Origin of the sequence: Oceanobacillus caeni, from assembly GCF_019037185.1 — a bacterium.
In the GTDB taxonomy this organism is placed as follows: domain Bacteria; phylum Bacillota; class Bacilli; order Bacillales; family Amphibacillaceae; genus Oceanobacillus; species Oceanobacillus caeni.
Map to the genome: position 1 here is coordinate 1 of NZ_JAHHXM010000051.1, position 18,431 is coordinate 18,431.

An 18,431-nucleotide genomic window follows, 5' to 3' on the forward strand; every position below is an offset into this window, starting at 1 on the left:
AATTCATCTCCCCCTTACCATTGGGCTACTCCCTTCACACGCTTGAAGAGGGAGACTTCTTTCGGAAGTGCGTTAAAACTTCACCTTTGTTTACATAATATAATTATCGTAAACTTAATAAAGGTAGCCAAAAATAGGCTACCTTTACTGTGTTCATTTTCCATTAAACTGGATATACACCATGTTTTCTTTCTGTAAATCGGACATTTTTATCTTGATAAATGGAATACCTCTTCATTAACTCTTCTCTTAATGTGTCGGGATGAATAATATCATCAATCACCATTTCCGATGCTAATCGATAAATATCGATTTCTTCACGATACTCATCTTGCTTTTCCTTTATAAATGCTAATTGTTCTTCTTCTGGAAGTTGTGCTATTTTATTCGCATATACTGCATTTACTGCCGCTTCCGGACCCATAACCGCAATTTGCGCACGGGGAAAAGCCAGCACACAATCTGGTTCAAAAGCAGGACCAGCCATCGCATATAATCCCGCTCCGTACGCTTTTCTTACGATAACGGATATCTTAGGAACAGTAGCTTCACTCATAGCGGATAACATTTTTGCGCCATGACGGATAATTCCTTGTCGTTCTACCTTTGTCCCTATCATAAATCCCGGAACATCTGTTAAGAAAAGGAGTGGAATATGGAACGCATCACATAATTGTATAAATTTAGCTGCTTTATCAGCTGTATCTGTAAACAGAACTCCACCTTTTACACGAGGCTGATTCGCTATCACACCGATTACTCGACCACCTATCCGTGAAAGTCCAGTTATTAGTTCCAGTGCAAATAATTTTTTAATCTCACAAAAACTATCTTCATCTATAATTCGATTGATTAAATCATACATATTAAACGGTGCATTTTGATTTTTAGGGATTAATTCCGATATAGGTTTCTCATATGACTTTACCTCTATCGCTTGCTTTATTGCAGGCTTACTCCTGAAATTAGCTGGAAAATAGGTTATATAGTTACGTGCAAATGTAATGGCTTCTTCTTCCGATTGAACTAATACATCCCCAACTCCTGAAACACTCGCATGCATTTTTGCCCCACCCATTTCTTCTAACGTCACTTTTTCTCCAATTACTTTTTCAGCCATTCGTGGAGAGCCTAAATACATCGATGCATTCCCTTCTACCATGATAACGACGTCACAAAAAGCAGGGATGTATGCCCCACCTGCCGCCGATGGACCAAATAATAAGCAAACTTGTGGTACACGGCCGGATAATTTGATTTGATTATGAAAAATTCGTCCTGCACCTCGTCTACCTGGAAACATTTCGACTTGATCCGTGATTCGTGCACCAGCCGAGTCTACTAAATAGAAAATCGGAATTTCTAATTTCATAGCCGTTTCTTGAATTCGCAAAATCTTTTCTACCGTTCTTTTTCCCCATGACCCTGCTTTGACAGTAGAATCGTTTGCCATTACGCAAACCTTTTGACCATTTATTTGTCCTATCCCTGTAACTACTCCATCTGCAGGGAAATTTCCGTCAAGGCCATTCGCAAAGAAGGCATCCTCTACATCTATCCCATCATCCAATAAAAGTTCCAGACGTTTGCGAACGAACAATTTCCCTTTATTTTCATTTGCCTTATGATATTTTTCAGAACCTCCTCTTTCTATTCTTTCTTTCATTTGTTTGAAATCTTCGGTTCCAGACACAGGTTCTAACCTCCTTTTCCTTATTTCCCTTTATAATATGGTTTTCGTTTTTCTGCAAAAGCTTTTAATCCTTCTAATCTATCTATTGTGGGAATGGTTTCTCGGTAGGCTAAATACTCAATCGTTAGTCCGGTATTTAAATCTGTTTCCACCCCTTTATCCATTGCCAGTTTTGCTTGTTGTATAGCGATTGGTCCGTTATTAGAAATAGTTTTCGCTAATAACATAGCGGTAGTAAGCAGTTCATATTTCTCCACAACTTGTTCTACCAAACCAATCGATAACGCTTCATCTGCAGTGATTGGCTTTGCCGTATAAATAAGTCGTTTAGCCTGTCCTTTCCCTATTAATCTTGGCAACCTCTGTGTACCTCCAGCTCCTGGAATAATGGCAAGCGATGTCTCAGTTAGTCCTAGCTTTACATGGGAGCTTGCAATCCGTAAATCACAAGCTAAGGCAAGTTCGAGACCCCCACCATAAGCCACTCCATTTATAGCCGCAATGACCGGCATACGTAGCTTCTCTATTTTTGACATTGTTTCACCAATATAATGAACCGCGTCGATCACTTGACTATTTGTCATACTCTTCCGTTCCTTTAAATCAGCACCTGCACAAAAAGCTCTTTCACCCGCACCTGTTAGGATGGCACAGTATATGTTTGGATTCTTGTTAATTAAATTTATTTTCTCATTGAGTAAGTCAAGAAAAGACGTCGACAATGCATTTGCTGCCTCTAGACGATTTAAGGTAATTAAAGCAATATGTTCATCTTTTATCTCAAGCTCAATCATTACCCATCCTCTTTTCTTTTATTTATCAATCTTCACTATCGAAATTAGGAACGCACTTTACTATTTTCAGAAAACAAAAGCGTCTATTTATCACTCTAATACAACCAAGACATCATCTTCGTTCACAAAATCATCTTTAGAAACTCTAACCTCTTTGACCGTCCCTGATACGTCGGAGACAATTGGAATCTCCATTTTCATTGATTCTAAAATAACGACATCTTGACCTTCTTCAACCTTATCCCCAACCTTTACATAAACTTCCCAAACACTTCCAGCCATCATCGCTTTTAATTCGTGCACACCTATTCCTCCTCGAATAAAGAAGTCGTTGTATTACATTTTTATTATTTCTACTCCATTTTAAGAACAGACTTTAGGAGAGTTATTAGGAAACATCTCTCGTTTTCTCATTTACATCAATTATGGGATCATATAGTGGGGTAACTCTATAATTACTATGAGCAGTTATTTCATTTAGTGGGTTAATGGTAGTAAGGTGTCTTAGTAAAATATCTTGCATCATATGGTTCTAACAACCTAATTCTCTAGCAATAATTAATCTTTGAATCTCTGACGTTCCCTCTCCTATTTCTAATAATTTAGCATCTCGTAAATATCTTTCTACTTCATACTCTCTCATATAACCATTTCCTCCAAGTATTTGGATTGCTTGGTTCGCAGCTCTAAATGCAGTTTCCGTTGCAAATAACTTGGCATAAGCCGCTTCTTTACCAAAAGGTTTACCCTTATCTTTTAACCATGCTGCCTTGTATACCATGTTTCTAGCAAGTTCAATTTCCATTGCCATATCCGCTAATTTAAATTGAATTGCTTGAAATTTGACTATCGGTTTTCCAAATTGCTTTCTTTCTTTTGCGTATTGTAATGCCCTATTCAAAGATGCCTGGGCCACACCTAATCCAAGCGCTCCAATCGAAATCCTTCCCCCATCCAACGCCTGCAGGAATTGATTGAATCCTTTGTTTGGTTTTCCTAATATATTCTCTTTCGATACTCGAACATTTTCCAATACAATTTGCGCGGTATCCGATCCACGGACACCCATCTTATCATAATCACTTGTAATCGATACTCCATCTGTGTCAGTTGGAACAATAAAAGCAGTTATTAAATTTCTTCCTTTTTCATTTGTTCCAGTCACTGCAGTAACAATTAATAATTCAGCATAGCTAGCATTTGTAATGAAGCACTTTTCTCCATTGATGACATATTCATTTCCATCTAAGTATGCGGTAGTTTTTGTTCCGCCTGCATCCGAACCTGCATTTGGCTCCGTTAGTCCAAAAGAAGCTAAATATTTACCTTCCACAAGTGGGGTTAAATATGTTTGTTTTTGTTTCTCTGTCCCAAAATAATAGAATGGACTTGCTCCAAGCGATACAGCAGCAGCATAACTAAGCCCAGTGCTACCGCAAGCGTTTCCAATTTCCTCTACACAAATGGCATACGAAATGGTATCCCCTCCTGATCCTCCATATTGTTCTGGAAAAGGAATACCCATAAATCCTAGCTCTCCCATTTTCTCGAAAATATCTAAGGGAAACTTCGCATCTTTATCAATCTCAATTGCCCTCGGACGGATAACTTGGTCGGCAAATTCCCGAACCACGGATTGGATCATCTTTTGTTCTTTTGTTAACTCAAAGTCCATAACTATGCACCTCTTTACCTTTTATTCAAAATGAGGTTAGGACATAACGAAATGTTTAACTCAAAAGACGAACAATCCCACAGAATTTCCAGTGCGGTATATCTACTCCATAACTTCTGTAAAGTTCGGATTTCCCTTTTGATAAAACATTTTTGTCCCAACCTCATTTCATACATTATAGACTGAGGCTTACATTAAATCATATTACAGACTTAGTCATTTGATTCATTAAATGGTACTTGATACGCAGATTCTTTCCATACTTCCGTTACTTCTCCATGTGTATCACTGTCGATAATAAAGGATCCATTGCTATATCGATCACTCGTTGTTAACTCTAACGGATAGACGCGATGCATTTCTCCATCTTCTGTCATAAATTCTAAGCTCTCATTTTCATGTACAACAAAGAAACCTTTTATGCGATGCGGCTTACTCTTTAATTCTCTTAACATAACTAAACCACGTTTTGCACGGCTCGTTTTCTCAAATTCATTAAGCTTCATTCGTTTACATGCTCCACGTTGCGTAACGACAACTAGTGATGGTTCAGATAATTCATCAAATACTTGACCATTTACTACATATTCGTCATCTTTTAATTGTATTGCTTTTACTCCTGCCGCTCTTTGGCCAACTATATTTATTTCTGATTCATGATACCATAATCCATAACCTTTATTGGAAGCAATAAAGACATCACAACAGCCATTCGTTTCAAAGACATTTACAAGTTCATCTTCACCTTTTAAGTTTAAAGCAATGAGTGCTTTAGAATATCTTTGTGCGTTATAAAGTTTTAATTCACTACGCTTCACCATTCCATTCTTCGTAAAGAAGACTAGATACGCTTGATCTGTAAATTCACGAATTGGGATACATTGGACAACATGTTCATCTTTTTCTAATGTAGCTAAATTAGAAAGATGTTGACCCATGTCCTTCCAACGAATATCAGGTAATTCATGAACAGGGATGGATAGATATCTACCTCTATTTGTAAAAATTAATATCTGATCTGTTGTATTTATTTCGAGTAAGCTTATGATATGGTCTCGATCTTTCATAGCAAAATCCTCACCATTTGAAGCACTATACGATCTAAGACTTGTACGTTTTATGTATCCATCTTTTGTCACAGATACAAGAACATCTTCACTTGCCACCATCACATCAATATCTATTTTTATTTCTTCAATTTCATCTTCTATAACCGTTCTTCTTTGATCAGCGAAGATCTTTTTAATATTTTTTAAATCTTTTTTGATTGTTTGAGATAATTTCTTTTCACTGTTTAAAATCTCTTCCAATCGATTAATTTCATTTTTTAATTCATCTGCTTCTTTTTCTAACTGTGTGATATCCGTATTTGTTAAACGATATAGCTGTAACATCACGATTGCTTCGGCTTGTGCATCCGTAAAATCATATTTAGCAATAATTTGCCTTTTCGCATCTTGTTTATCTTTAGATGCACGAATGGTAGCAATTAATTCATCGAGAATGGATATGGCCTTGATTAAACCTTCCACAATATGCGCCCGATCTCTTGCCTTTTTCAAATCAAATTTTGTTTGTCTTGTAACGACATCTTTTTGGTGGTTAATATATGCATCTAGAATTTGTGGAAGGGAAAGTAATTTTGGTGTACGATCCTCGATGGCAACCATGTTAAAGTGGTAGGTAACTTGTAGGTCTGTATTCTTGAATAGATAATTCAAGACTCCTTCACTATTTACCTCTTTTTTTAGCTCTACAACGATTCTTAACCCAGTCCGATCTGTTTCGTCCCTGATTTCCGCAATCCCTTCTACCTTTCGATCTAGGCGCAATTCATCCATTTTTTTCACTAAATTTGCCTTATTTACTTCAAAAGGAATTTCATCAATGACAATTTGTTCACGATTTCCTCGAATGGATTCAATCTTCGTTTTTCCACGAACGACAATTTTCCCTTTACCTGTTTCGTATGCCTTTTTAATTCCTTCTACACCTTGAATAATTCCACCTGTTGGAAAATCAGGTCCTTTGATTGCAGTCATTAGTTGCTCTACTGTTACTGAGGGATTATCAATTTTCATAATGACCGCATCTACTACTTCTGCCAAATTATGCGGTGGTATATCTGTTGCGTATCCGGCTGATATTCCTGTCGATCCATTCACAAGTAAGTTTGGAAACTTAGCTGGAAGTACAACAGGTTCTTCAGTAGATTCATCAAAGTTAGGAATAAAGTCTACTGTTTCTTTATCAATATCACGTAACAATTCAGAAGATATAGCGGCAAGTCTCGCTTCTGTATAACGCATCGCTGCCGGTGGATCCCCGTCTATACTCCCGTTATTCCCATGCATTTCTATAAGCACATTTCGATTTTTCCAGTCTTGACTTAGACGAACCATCGCTTCATATACAGATGAATCTCCATGTGGATGGTAATTACCGATAACCGTACCAACCGTTTTGGCAGATTTTCGGAATGCTTTATCATGGGTATTTTTTTCTACATGCATGGCATACAAAATTCTTCTTTGTACTGGTTTTAATCCATCTCTTGCATCAGGTAGTGCTCTATCCTGAATAATGTACTTACTATATCTTCCAAAGCGGTCACCAATTACTTCTTCTAATGGAAGATCTAGAAATTGTTCTGCTTCTGACAAAACAATCCCCCCTTAATTCCTTGAAATTTTATCATTTTCCAATATCGTATCAGCTTCTTCTAAACCGAATTCTACATGGGATTCAATCCATTTTCTTCTCGGCTCGACCTTGTCTCCCATTAACGTTGTTACACGTCGTTCTGCACGAGCTAAATCATCAATTGATACCCGAATTAATGTACGGGTTTCAGGAGACATGGTCGTTTCCCATAGCTGATCCGCGTTCATTTCACCTAAACCTTTGTATCGTTGAATCATATAGCCGTTTTTAAATTCTCGAACTGCGCTTTTCATTTCATCTTCATTCCAGGCATAAGCTATTTTTTCATTCTTTCCTTTACCCTTTGATATTTTAAAGAGTGGTGGCAATGCAATATATACTTTACCTGCCTCAATTAATGGGCGCATATAACGGTAGAAAAAGGTAAGTAAAAGAACTTGTATGTGGGCACCGTCCGTATCGGCATCTGTCATAATGATTACTTTATCATATTGAACATCTTCTATATTAAAGTCTGTACCGACTCCTGCACCAATTGTATGAATGATCGTTGAAATTTCTTCATTCTTAAATACATCTTGAAGCTTAGCTTTCTCCGTATTAATAACTTTACCTCTTAGTGGAAGTACTGCTTGAAATTTTCGATCTCTACCTTGTTTCGCGGATCCACCAGCAGAATCACCCTCCACTAAGTAAAGTTCATTTCGTTTTGGGTTCTTCGATTGTGCGGGAGTCAGCTTTCCACTAAGAATTGTTTCTTTACGTTTACGTTTTTTACCTGTACGTGCTTCTTCTCTAGCTTTTCTCGCCGCTTCTCTTGCTTCTTTAGCCTTAATGGCTTTTTTAATTAACATACTAGCTGTATCAGCATTTTCTTCTAAGAAATAAGCTAGATGTTCTGAAACAACAGCATCAACTACAGATCTTGCTTCCGTTGTCCCTAATTTTCCTTTTGTTTGCCCTTCGAATTGTAACTTATCTTCAGGAACTCGAACAGAAATAATAGCAGACATGCCTTCTCTAATATCAGATCCGTCCAAATTTTTATCTTTTTCTTTTAATAAAGAAACCCTTCTAGCATAATCATTAAAGGTTCTCGTTATACCAGTTCTTGCGCCTGATTCATGAGTTCCTCCGTCTTTCGTACGAACATGGTTTACGAATGATAACATATTTTCTGTATAACCATCGTTAAATTGAAAGGCGAATTCTACCTCAATCCCTTGGTCTTCACCTTCAAATGAAACAACTTGGTGTAATGTATCCTTTTCCTCGTTCAAGTAATCCACGAATGATTCGATTCCATTTGGATAAAGAAACGTATCATTTCTTCCTTCATTCCGTTCATCTTTTAGTTTAATGGTAAGTCCCTTTAATAAAAAAGCAGATTCCCGTAAACGTTCTGAAAGAATCTCATAATCATACGTAGTAGTCGAAAAAATGGTTGGATCTGGTTTAAAGTGAATCGTGGTCCCTGTTTTCCTAGTGGTTCCCTTATTCTCAAGTGTTCCAACTGGTTTTCCACCTTTTTCAAAACGTTGGTAAAAGATTTGTCCATCTCGATAAATCGTTACTTCAAACCATTCCGATAAGGCATTTACTACAGAAGCACCTACTCCATGTAAACCACCACTGGATTTATATCCACCTTGTCCAAATTTCCCACCAGCATGTAACACGGTAAATATAACTTCTGGAGTAGTTTTACCGGTTCGGTGCATGCCAGTTGGTATTCCTCGTCCTTTATCAATTACTGAAATACTATTATCTTTATGAATGATTACATCTATTTCGTCACCGTACCCTGAGAGAGCCTCGTCAACGGCGTTATCAACGATTTCAAATACCAAGTGATGAAGCCCTTTAGAGTCTGTACTTCCAATATACATTCCTGGTCTTTTACGTACAGCATCTAGGCCCTCTAAAACCTGAATAGAATCATCTGTATATTGAGTAGATTGCTTAGTCAATAAATTTTCTCTCCCCTCAAAATCTGGAACATTCTTATAGAGGTTGTTCAAAAAATCCGGTGAAAATGACACTTCGGTACTAAGGAACTCGCATTTACCGATCTTGGTCCTTTTCATCCTCCTTTTTGAACACGCACTTCTTATACATTATAATAGAACAAATGTTTCGTGTTGTAAATTTGGGTAAAAATTACTTTTTAATATTAACATTTAAATTGAACGTGATTACAAGTATACTATAAACTCATGTTTCATGCATATTCCATCCGAATTAATCTTGCGAAAATGATTGTAAGCCTGCTCAATTCGTGTAAAACCTAATATGTTTAATCTATCCCACTGAAGGAAGTTTTCTTTATTTATATTAATGCATAAAAAAAGGATGACATGAATGAAGTCATCCCTTTTCCTTCTTTATTTTGTGACCAATACAGCATGAACGACTTTAATACATAAATCCATTATAACGGTAAAATCTCGCTCTTTTAAATAATCATATGCTTCTTGATTTACGATTCCTTGTTGAGCCCAAAATATACGTGCATTTGTTTTGGCAGCTTCTTTTGCAACTTCTGGTAAATGTTCTGGTCTTCTAAAAACATTGATAATGTCAAACTCTTCAGGTATATCTGTTAAGGAAGCATAAGCTTTTTCTCCGAGAACTTCATCTACTGTTGGATTTACTGGAATAATTCGATATCCATTTTCTTGCATTATTTTAGAAACCTGATATGAAGTACGTTCTGGGTTATCAGATAGGCCTACTACTGCAATTGTTTTTTTAGTTTCTAAAATTTCTTTTAGTTCCTCTTTTGATGGATTTTCCCACGTCATTCTATAATCCTCCTGTATAAAATATTTAAAAAAATGCTTGTCTTCCTAGTTACATTCATTTATCTTAATAGTTGTCCCTTTTTACTATAGCATAGTTATCTATCATTTTTCATTTAATTTCCATCCCTATAAAGGTTGTTCAAAAAAGTCCTGTGAAAATGACATGTCGCATTTGTTCGGCCTTTTCGTCCTTCTTTTTGACAGTATTTATAGTGAATTTACCCGGCATTACGTTATCTGTACGAAAGTTTCTCTTTATTAATGACTATTTCGTGCTAAAATAAGATTAGCTTTAAATTAATATTTCATACGGAAAGTAGGACTGATTCATGGAATATGTGTTATTTGGACTAATAGCTTACGTGCTAGGATCAATTCCCTCTGCTCTAATCGTTGGAAAATTAGGCTTTCAAATAGATATTCGTGAACATGGTAGTGGTAATTTAGGTGCTACGAATACATTTCGCGTATTAGGTAAAAAAGCAGGAATTATAGTTACTTTATCTGATATTTTAAAAGGAACGATTGCCGTTCTTATTCCTTTATTCTTTGATGCGGAAGTAAATCGACTAATTATTGGTATTTTTGCAGTTATTGGTCATACATATCCACTATTTGCTAAATTTAAAGGTGGAAAAGCTGTTGCAACCTCAGCAGGCATTATACTTGGTATCAATCCCTTACTATTCATTATCATGGTTACAACATTCCTTATAACACTTTATATTTCTAAATATGTTTCTTTATCTTCCATGATTACCGGTGTGGTTACTATATTAGTATCCATTTTTTTCAAAGATATCGGTTTAATGATTGTTATATCAATTCTAACTATTTTCGTGTTTTATCGACATCGGGAAAATTTAAAACGGATTAAAAATGGAACGGAACCTAAAATAAAGTGGATGTAATGTTGTAATGATTAATGTATAAATCAGGTGAAATGTAATGAAATACATCTTTATGTTTTTAATTAAATTTTATCAAAAGGCCATTAGTCCTTTCACACCTTCAACTTGTAGATTTTATCCTACTTGTTCAGCATATAGCTTAGAAGCCTTTCAAAAATTCGGAGTGATAAAAGGGGCATATTTAAGTATCAAACGAATCAGTAAATGTCATCCCTTCCATCCGGGCGGAGTAGACTATGTCCCAGAAAAAATAGAAAGTCCTTTAAAAAGACGATATAAGAGGAAAAAATAAGTTTCCTTTATATCGTCTTTTTTATTTTTGTGTATCTAAATTAAATCGTTTTAATTGATCCCACTGTTTTTCGTTCATTAATACTTGCTTCTGATATTCCCCAAATAAATCAAAATGCGGGAATCTTTCATCTCTATGTATCCATCTTGGATCTAATCCATATTGTTCTCCCCATTTCGTTAATTTTTCTATATTCGTACAACCAACTTTTGTCACAGAATAGCTATCCGGAAATCTATCATCCATCCAGAAATGTGTTAAAATACCAATGTTTCCACTTGACACTGTCTTCTTCCAAGCTTTTAGTTCCTCTTTGTTGATACCAAATGCCATATGTTATTCTCCTTTATATACAATGCTAAGCTTTTATTAAAAAATAACTCCAGTAAATTAGGTTTTCTTCTCCAAATTATTTTATCATGAATGAAAGATGAAAGTGAATTTATTCTTTACATATTAAAAGCACCTTTAACTGTTATAAAGGTGCCTTCGTAAAAATTTAACTATGGTATTCATCTTTAATTTCTTCTCTAAATCCTTCTATAGCTTCTTCTCTTCGTTTGTTTTTAGACATAATTTGTTGTTTATCTTCGCCACTTGCATTCTCAAGAGTTTCTTCAGATTTCTCGATATTTTGAATCGTATCTTCAATCATATTTTGTAGTTTTTCCACGTTATCACTACGATCGTCTGGGTTTGGTTGAAATTGTTGTTTTTTAGGCATCATTAGCACTCTCCTTTCATCCATTAGTATTATTGTCTACAGATAATCTATACACGAATTTTTTCGGTAAGAACTGTTGCGCTTCATACACCTAAGAAATGTGAATACAAGAAGAAAACCCACTTCAAATTAAGCAATTTATTGTAGAAAAAACAGGAATTTTAAATTGACAAGGCTAAGAAAGTAATTTATTGTGTAGAACGGTGGAATTATATTTCAGTTATTGAGATATAATTCCATCATTTTATTTTTATGGACTTTCTGTTAAGTTAGCAGATAAAAATTTGCTTAGGAGGATAAACAAACATCTAACTGACAAGAGTACAAACAACATGATGGAGGAAAAGCAATAATGGAAGATTCAAAAAGAAAAACAGCTTCACTAGATTTACCAACGTTCTTTATAAGTGGTGGTGCACTAATACTATTTGTGATAATTGCGTTTATTAATGCTGACTTTGTTGCAGATACGGTGGATTATTTATTTGGAATATCCGCTACTTATTTTGGAATGATTTATCAACTAACTGTATTAGTTACATTTTTCATTGCTCTAGGATTAGCAATTTCTAAATATGGAAAAATTCGTCTAGGTAATATGGAAAAACCGGAAATGAGTACATTTAAATGGATTTGTATGATTATGTGTACACTCTTAGCTGGCGGTGGAATATTTTGGGCCGCTGCAGAACCTTTATCCCATTTTATAACTGTACCGCCTCATTTCTCAGGAATTGAAAATGGAACACTCGAAGCGATTGTACCTGCTTTAGCAACGAGTTTCGTCGACTGGGGTTTCCTATCATGGGCGATTCTCGGAACATTAGGTACAATCGTATTAATGTACGCCCATTATCATAAAGGCATGCCATTAAAACCAAGATCATTGTTATATCCGATTTTTGGCGAAAAAATCATGCAAAAAAGCATATTAGGAACACTTGTTGATTCGTTTTCCATTATTGCTGTTGCTGCTGGAACCATTGGACCGATTGGATTCTTAGGTTTACAAACAGGCTATGGATTAAATTCATTAACTGGTTTACCTAATACTTTAATCATTCAAATTATAATTATTATCGTCATCGTTGTTGGCGCGGCTATCTCCGCTGTAACAGGTATCCATAGAGGAATTCAGCTTTTAACCAGCTTTAATGTTCTCTTGGCACTAGGATTAATCATTGGAATTCTATTGTTCGGTCAAGGATTTTTCATCTTTAATAATTTCTTTGAGGCGTTTGGTCTTTATATAAATGATTTTATTTCGTTCAACACATTTCGTGGTGATAAAGAATGGCTTAGCTTGTGGACCGTCTTTTTCTTTGCTTGGTTTATAGGATATGGCCCTATCATGGCCGTTTTTACAGCTCGAATTTCACGTGGACGTACTATTCGAGAACTTGTTTTAGCAGTCGCAATCATCGCACCAATTATTACAACTTTTTGGTTTACTGTTGTAGGTGGAACAGGAATTTTTCATGAATTAAATCTTCCCGGCTCTATATCAACAGCATTAGCTGACGCGGGGCCACCTGCTGCCATGATAGCAATTACGGAACAATTACCATTTAAAATGATTTTTGGATGCCTGTTCCTGCTAGCTACTGTTATTTTCGTATTAACAACAGCAGACTCCATGGCTTTATCGATTTCTATGGCAATTACAGGTGACGGGGATCCCCCAAGCTGGCTAAGAGCTTTTTATGCATTGGTTATGGGTCTAGTTGCCATTGTTTTAGTTACAATTGGCGAGGGAAGTGTCAACGCATTACAATCTTTTATTGTGGTGACAGCAGTACCTGTTGTATTCTTGTTAATCACAACGTTTTGGACAGCACCAAAAGCATGTAAAGATTTGTATAACAATCATAAGAAAGAAACGCTATAAAGAAGACTTCCCTCAGTGGGGGTAGTCGCACTTATCGGATCTTTACGGGCAGTTGATCCCCCACTTACCTTCTTTGTTTCCTCAGAAGCTTGAGGTGGGGATCTTACTGCCCGTTAAGGTGGGATAAGAGATGTAATAAAACCACCCCCAGAAGTTTGACTATTACTCTGACTTTTGGGGGTGGTACCAAAAAAAGCCCTTTTTATGGGGCTCATGGGGAAATTACTTTGCTTCTTTATATTTGTCTTCTAACCTTTGTTCAATTTTATCTAACAGCTCTTTATCTTCCAATATTTGTCTTCGGTTTTGCTGAACCAATTCTTCAAAATTCAGCTTCTTTTTCAAAGAAATGGCAATTCACCCCTTTATTCTTTTTAGACAACTTGGCATTCTCCCAAAAGTCTTAGTGAACGCCATAGTTGATCTTATATAGGAAGAAAGTTTGATACTTCCAACCTGTTAAATAGAAGTATAGCCATTTCTTTTTAATTTTATAATTGTCTTTAAAATTAATATATTTATTTTTTACTTGAACTTAACCCCAAAAAAGAAGATTTCCTTCATCCTCCACCTATCTTCTTTGTTTCCCTAGAAGCTTAAGGAGGGATAAACGCTCCTTTTGATATTAAAAAAACACTCATACAACCTGTGTATGAGTGTTTTAAAATACCTATTAAGCATGTGCATGAGCAACTTTATTACGTAATACCATTTGAAGAATTCCACCGTGACGATAGTAATCAATTTCCACTTCACTATCAAAGCGCGCAATTGCTTCGAAAGTAGTTTCTTTACCAGTTTCTGCGTCTACTGCCGTTACTTTTACTAGGTCATGTGGTTTAACATTTTCGCCGATTTCCACACTAATTGTTTCTTTACCACTTAAACCTAATTTCTCAGCACTATCTCCTTTTTGGAACTGCAATGGAAGAACTCCCATCATTACTAGGTTTGAACGGTGAATACGTTCGAAACTTTCCGCAATAACAACTTTAATTCCTAAAAGATTTGTACCTTTTGCTGCCCAGTCACGAGAAGATCCCATGCCATAGTCTTTACCAGCTATAATTGCAAGACCAATACCAGCATCCTGATATTTCATGGCCGCATCATAAATAGGCATTACTTCTTCGGTTGGCCAATAAGTTGTATAGCCGCCCTCCGTTCCAGGAGCAATTTGGTTACGAATACGAATATTTGCAAATGTTCCACGCATCATGATTTCATGGTTACCACGACGAGAACCATAAGAGTTAAAGTTACGAGGTGAAACACCCTTTTCTTGCAAGTATTTACCCGCTGGCATATCTTTAGCAATTGCACCTGCTGGAGAGATATGGTCCGTTGTTACGGAATCACCAAATTTACCGACGACACGTAAATTATTTAAATTTTCCACTGTTCCAGCTTCTTTAGATAAACCTTCAAAGAATGGTGGATTTTGAATATAAGTTGAATCTTCATCCCATTCGAATAATGGTTCATCCGTTGTAGCAATTTCGTTCCATTTTTCGTTGGAATCGAAAACATTTTCGTACTCTTTACGGAAAATTTCTGGCGTTACAACTTTTGCTACTTCTTCTTTGATTTCTTGCATGGAAGGCCAAATATCATTCATGTAAACGTCATTACCGTCAGCGTCTTGACCGATAGGATCTTTTGCTAAGTTAATATCTACCGTTCCTGCAAGCGCATATGCAACTACAAGTGGTGGAGAAGCTAGATAGTTAGCTTTTACCAACGGATGAATACGTCCTTCAAAGTTTCGGTTACCTGATAATACGGAAGAAGCAAGTAAATCATTATCCTGAATCGCTTTCTCAATATCTTCACGTAATGGACCTGAGTTACCGATACAAGTTGTACATCCGTAACCAACCAAATTAAAACCTAACTTATCTAAATAAACTTGTAATCCAGCATCTGCTAAATAACGAGTAACTACTTTAGAACCTGGAGCTAGAGATGTTTTCACATATCCAGGAACTTTTAACCCTTTTTCAACAGCTTTTTTAGCAACCAATCCAGCACCTAACATGACATATGGGTTAGATGTGTTCGTACAAGAAGTAATAGCAGCAATTGCAATAGAACCAGTTTTCATAACAGATTTAGAACCATCAGGATTACTGATTGTTACTTCTTTATCGAATTCTGATTTATCCATACCGAATCCTTGGTTACCTTCAGGTGCAGTTACTGCTTTCGTAAATTCTTTTTGCATCTGAGATAAAGGAATTAAGTCTTGTGGACGTTTAGGACCAGAAAGGTTTGGTTCTAATTCAGACAAATTGATTTCCACAATGTCAGTATAGTCTGGATCAGCTTGATCTGGAGAATACCATAAGTTATTTTCTTTACAATATTTTTCAACCAGGTTAATTTGTTCTTCACTACGTCCTGTTAGATGTAAATAGTTCAATGTTTCAGAATCTACAGGGAAGAAACCACAAGTTGCACCATATTCCGGAGCCATATTCGCAATTGTTGCACGATCTGCTAGTGGCATATCTTTCAGACCAGGTCCAAAATACTCAACAAATTTACCTACTACATTCTTCTCACGTAATACTTGAGTTACTTTAAGAGCTAAATCTGTTGCTGTAGTTCCATTTGGGAAACTTCCAGTAAATTTAACCCCAATAACTTCCGGTGATGGGAAATAAGATGGTTGTCCGAGCATCCCTGCTTCTGCCTCAATACCGCCAACACCCCATCCAAGTACTCCTAAACCGTTAATCATAGTAGTATGGGAGTCCGTACCTACAAGTGTATCCGGGTATGCATCATATTCACCGTTTTCGTTTTCAATTCCATGAACAACGTTAGCAAGATATTCTAAGTTTACTTGGTGAACAATACCAGTTGCAGGTGGTACAGCACGGTAATTATTAAATGCTTTTTGTGCCCAGTTTAAAAACTCATAACGTTCAGCATTGCGCTCAAATTCTAAATCCATGTTTGCTTTAAGTGCATTAGCAGTTCCGTATTGATCTACTTGCACGGAGTGGTCAATTACTAAATCTACTGGTACTTCCGGGTTGATTTCCTCTGGTTTACCACCTAAATCAACCATTGCTTTTCTTAAGGAAGCGAGGTCCACAACAGCTGGAACACCAGTAAAGTCTTGAAGAATTACACGGGAAGGTTTAAAAGGTACATCTACACCTTCACCTTCTTTGGTCCCCCACTTCGTAAGCGCTTTTACATGTTCGTCTTTAATCTGATGTCCATCAAATTGGCGAACAACTGATTCTAATAACACACGAATAGAAAACGGTAGACGTTTAATACTACCTAATCCTGCTTCTTCAAGAGCTTTTAAATCATAGTAGTTATACTTTTTACCATTCAAATTAAACTGTTTTTTTGAGTTGAAGTTGTCTTTCCCCATATCTCTGCCCCTTTCTAAATTGTCGCGTTGTCTAGTTTGTTCATTTGATAAGAAAACATGAAATTCTTACAAACTATAATCATATAAATCTATTTACATTTCTATCTTATCGGATTAACGACAATTAGACAAATATTTATTGCTTGTCAACCTATATAAAAAAATTATGCAAAGTGATAAGAAAAACTTATCACTTTGCATAATTTTTTTCACTTTCTTTAATACCACCTCGGAAGACTACCCTTCCTTATTCCCCCAGAAGCTTTAGGTGGGATAAATTAAAACACCCTAAAGCTAGCTTTATTCTTTAGGGTACATCATTAGATATCTTTTTCAATTCTTTTGGAAAACTTAATTTAAAAGTACTACCTTTTTCTTTATTTTTATAGATTTCCAATGAACCATGATGATCTTCCATTATATTTTTACTTATCATAATGCCTAGTCCAGTTCCATTTTGCTTCGTTGTAAAGAAAGGTTCCCCCAATTTATGTAAAATTTCCTCTGGGATTCCGGGACCTTCATCTGAAATATGTATATTGACGTAATCATTTGTATTCTGAACACTAATTGTAATTTTACCAGGCTCTTCCATTGCTTCAATCGCATTTTTTACGATATTTAAAAATACTTGTTTGATTTGTGACTTATCACAATAAATGGATTCTACAATTGGTTGCTCCACCATGATTTGGATATTTTTAAGTTTGGCTTGTGTCTGTAGAAGATTAACCGTGTCATTGACCATTTCTTGTAAGGATTCCGGTCGTTTAAGATCAGTTAGTGGTTTAGATATAAATAGCAATTCCGAAGTGATTTTTTCCATCTTCTCTATTTCTTCAATCATAATTTTATAATATTCTTCGTTACGATTAATTCCCGCTTGCAATAACTGCAAGAAGCCTTTTATGGATGTTAAAGGGTTTCGTATTTCATGCGCAACGCCAGCAGCAAGTTGACCTGCTATCGACATCTTTTCCGATCGAATGAGTAATTTCTCCGCTTCCTTTTGCTCCGTAATATCATTCAATAGAGAAACATAATAGATTTTTTGATCTTCCACAAACTTACAAAGACTACATTCTGTTATCACTTTCCCTCCGTTCTCGTGGTATAAACTAATTATGAATGCTTGCTCCCTATTTTCAATTCCTTCATAGTTAGCAGATATGTAACACTTTTCTTCACGCGTTAAAAACTGATACCAATACTTACCTAATACATCCTTTGTGTTGTATTCTAATAATTTTTCAACGGAGCTAGAAACAAAAATAATTTTCCCTCTTTCATCACAAACGACTATAATTTGATTTTGATTACTTTCAATCCAATCAAATATTGATAAGGGTAGCATGGAATAATTTGAAATAAGTTCTTGATTTTCTACCTTAGTATTATCATTTGACATTGAGGAATTTGTATCTAGCTTGTTAGTTATCGCATTTTCAATACCCATTGCAACCTCCCCTTCTTCCTTTATTTTTACATCTCTCTTTTATATATATGAAGGAATCTAGGCTCTACGTCAAGTGACGTTGGTACTGTATTTTAGTCGACTTTTAATATGTATTTGATTATCACACTCTAGGGAA

The 18,431-nt window shown here is 35.9% G+C and carries 15 protein-coding genes; 3 read left to right on the top strand and 12 right to left on the bottom strand.

Features of this window, described 5'->3' with window-relative positions; translation table 11 throughout:
- Positions 1-163: 163 nt before the first annotated feature.
- The 7 genes from KM885_RS16680 to KM885_RS16710 all read right to left on the bottom strand — a co-directional run bounded on the left by KM885_RS16680 (position 164) and on the right by KM885_RS16710 (position 9,630).
- Entirely contained in the window at positions 164-1,666 is a 1,503-nt protein-coding gene (locus KM885_RS16680) for an acyl-CoA carboxylase subunit beta (RefSeq protein ID WP_216884291.1), read from the bottom strand.
- A 47-nt stretch (positions 1,667-1,713) separates the two neighbouring features.
- Positions 1,714-2,487 carry an enoyl-CoA hydratase gene (locus KM885_RS16685; RefSeq protein WP_047186479.1) on the bottom strand — a complete coding sequence of 258 codons (774 nt, stop codon included), beginning with the start codon at positions 2,485-2,487 and terminating at the stop codon, positions 1,714-1,716.
- 90 nt (positions 2,488-2,577) lie between these two features.
- Complete coding sequence (locus KM885_RS16690; protein ID WP_216884289.1) at positions 2,578-2,790, bottom strand: acetyl-CoA carboxylase biotin carboxyl carrier protein subunit; 213 nt, start codon at positions 2,788-2,790, stop codon at positions 2,578-2,580.
- A 229-nt stretch (positions 2,791-3,019) separates the two neighbouring features.
- Entirely contained in the window at positions 3,020-4,162 is a 1,143-nt protein-coding gene (locus KM885_RS16695) for an acyl-CoA dehydrogenase family protein (RefSeq protein ID WP_047186476.1), read from the bottom strand.
- A 212-nt stretch (positions 4,163-4,374) separates the two neighbouring features.
- Positions 4,375-6,825: a DNA topoisomerase IV subunit A gene (gene parC, locus KM885_RS16700; RefSeq protein WP_060669180.1), complete on the bottom strand. Its 2,451-nt coding sequence runs from the start codon at positions 6,823-6,825 to the stop codon at positions 4,375-4,377.
- Positions 6,826-6,837: 12 nt separating this feature from the next.
- Positions 6,838-8,796 carry a DNA topoisomerase IV subunit B gene (gene parE / locus KM885_RS16705; RefSeq protein ID WP_225344176.1) on the bottom strand — a complete coding sequence of 653 codons (1,959 nt, stop codon included), beginning with the start codon at positions 8,794-8,796 and terminating at the stop codon, positions 6,838-6,840.
- Between the two features lie 414 nt (positions 8,797-9,210).
- Entirely contained in the window at positions 9,211-9,630 is a 420-nt protein-coding gene (locus KM885_RS16710) for a CoA-binding protein (protein WP_047186474.1), read from the bottom strand.
- A gap of 329 nt (positions 9,631-9,959) precedes the next feature.
- Here KM885_RS16710 and plsY point away from each other — a divergent pair, with 329 nt between their 5' ends.
- Positions 9,960-10,541, top strand: coding sequence for a glycerol-3-phosphate 1-O-acyltransferase PlsY (gene plsY, locus KM885_RS16715; RefSeq protein ID WP_047186473.1), 582 nt, complete (start codon positions 9,960-9,962; stop codon positions 10,539-10,541).
- A 37-nt stretch (positions 10,542-10,578) separates the two neighbouring features.
- The gene (gene yidD, locus KM885_RS16720; protein ID WP_047186472.1) at positions 10,579-10,833 is read left to right on the top strand and encodes a membrane protein insertion efficiency factor YidD; all 255 of its coding nucleotides are present in this window, start codon (positions 10,579-10,581) and stop codon (positions 10,831-10,833) included.
- A 21-nt stretch (positions 10,834-10,854) separates the two neighbouring features.
- Here yidD and KM885_RS16725 read toward each other — a convergent pair whose 3' ends face one another.
- Positions 10,855-11,166 (bottom strand): hypothetical protein, encoded by a 312-nt coding sequence (locus tag KM885_RS16725; protein WP_216884290.1) that lies wholly within the window; start codon positions 11,164-11,166, stop codon positions 10,855-10,857.
- A 166-nt stretch (positions 11,167-11,332) separates the two neighbouring features.
- Positions 11,333-11,560, bottom strand: coding sequence for a small acid-soluble spore protein Tlp (tlp, locus tag KM885_RS16730; protein ID WP_047186470.1), 228 nt, complete (start codon positions 11,558-11,560; stop codon positions 11,333-11,335).
- A 349-nt stretch (positions 11,561-11,909) separates the two neighbouring features.
- Here tlp and KM885_RS16735 point away from each other — a divergent pair, with 349 nt between their 5' ends.
- Entirely contained in the window at positions 11,910-13,445 is a 1,536-nt protein-coding gene (locus KM885_RS16735; protein ID WP_060669306.1) for a BCCT family transporter, read from the top strand.
- Between the two features lie 222 nt (positions 13,446-13,667).
- Here the strand turns inward: KM885_RS16735 and KM885_RS16740 are convergent, their stop codons facing one another.
- From KM885_RS16740 to KM885_RS16750, 3 genes are all read right to left on the bottom strand, one after another.
- Positions 13,668-13,790: an FbpB family small basic protein gene (locus KM885_RS16740; RefSeq protein WP_244987059.1), complete on the bottom strand. Its 123-nt coding sequence runs from the start codon at positions 13,788-13,790 to the stop codon at positions 13,668-13,670.
- A 328-nt stretch (positions 13,791-14,118) separates the two neighbouring features.
- The gene (gene acnA, locus KM885_RS16745; protein WP_047186128.1) at positions 14,119-16,839 is read right to left on the bottom strand and encodes an aconitate hydratase AcnA; all 2,721 of its coding nucleotides are present in this window, start codon (positions 16,837-16,839) and stop codon (positions 14,119-14,121) included.
- 307 nt (positions 16,840-17,146) lie between these two features.
- On the bottom strand, positions 17,147-18,295 hold the full coding sequence (locus KM885_RS16750) for an ATP-binding protein (RefSeq protein WP_244987060.1): 1,149 nt from the start codon (positions 18,293-18,295) through the stop codon (positions 17,147-17,149).
- Positions 18,296-18,431 lie beyond the last annotated feature (136 nt).